The 1,358-nt window shown below is 50.9% G+C and carries 1 rRNA gene; it reads right to left on the bottom strand.

The annotated features are described in order from the left end of the window. Positions 1-8: 8 nt before the first annotated feature. Positions 9-1,358 (bottom strand): 23S ribosomal RNA (locus KW842_RS27130); the annotation flags it as partial.

Below are 1,358 nucleotides of genomic sequence, written 5' to 3'. Positions count from 1 at the left end.
AAGGTTATAGGGACAAGCCGTACGGGCAATTAGTATCAGTTAGCTTAATGCATTACTGCACTTCCACACCTGACCTATCAACGTCCTGGTCTCGAACGACCCTTCAAAGAGCTCAAGGCTCTGGGAAATCTCATCTTAAGGCAAGTTTCCCGCTTAGATGCTTTCAGCGGTTATCTCTTCCAGACTTAGCTACCCGGCAATGCCACTGGCGTGACAACCGGTACACCAGAGGTCTGTCCACTCCGGTCCTCTCGTACTAGGAGCAGCCCCCTTCAAATTTCCAACGCCCACGGCAGATAGGGACCAAACTGTCTCACGACGTTTTAAACCCAGCTCACGTACCACTTTAAATGGCGAACAGCCATACCCTTGGGACCGGCTACAGCCCCAGGATGTGATGAGCCGACATCGAGGTGCCAAACTCCCCCGTCGATATGAACTCTTGGGAGGAATCAGCCTGTTATCCCCAGAGTACCTTTTATCCGTTGAGCGATGGCCCTTCCATACAGAACCACCGGATCACTATGTCCTACTTTCGTACCTGCTCGACTTGTCAGTCTCGCAGTTAAGCACGCTTATGCCATTGCACTATTAGCACGATGTCCGACCGTACCTAGCGTACCTTCGAACTCCTCCGTTACACTTTAGGAGGAGACCGCCCCAGTCAAACTGCCTACCATGCACTGTCCCCGATCCGGATAACGGACCAAGGTTAGAACCTCAAATGAACCAGGGTGGTATTTCAAGGTTGGCTCCATAGAGACTGGCGTCCCTACTTCAAAGCCTCCCACCTATCCTACACAGATTGATTCAAAGTCCAATGCAAAGCTACAGTAAAGGTTCATGGGGTCTTTCCGTCTAGCCGCGGGTAGATTGCATCATCACAAACATTTCAACTTCGCTGAGTCTCGGGAGGAGACAGTGTGGCCATCGTTACGCCATTCGTGCAGGTCGGAACTTACCCGACAAGGAATTTCGCTACCTTAGGACCGTTATAGTTACGGCCGCCGTTTACTGGGACTTCAATCAAGAGCTTGCACCCCATCATTTAATCTTCCAGCACCGGGCAGGCGTCACACCCTATACGTCCACTTTCGTGTTTGCAGAGTGCTGTGTTTTTATTAAACAGTCGCAGCCACCATTTTATTGCAACCTTTTCGCCCTATCACAGTAAAGTGACCAAGCTACCGAGGCGTACCTTTTCCCGAAGTTACGGTACCAATTTGCCGAGTTCCTTCTCCCGAGTTCTCTCAAGCGCCTTAGAATACTCATCTCGCCCACCTGTGTCGGTTTGCGGTACGGTCTCGTATGACTGAAGCTTAGAGGCTTTTCTTGGAACCACTTCCGATTGCTACGTG

This window comes from Duganella sp. sic0402, from assembly GCF_019219065.1.
Lineage (GTDB): Bacteria > Pseudomonadota > Gammaproteobacteria > Burkholderiales > Burkholderiaceae_D > Rugamonas.
Note: the sequence above shows the minus strand (reverse complement) of the source record. Positions and strands in the feature narration are given on the sequence as shown.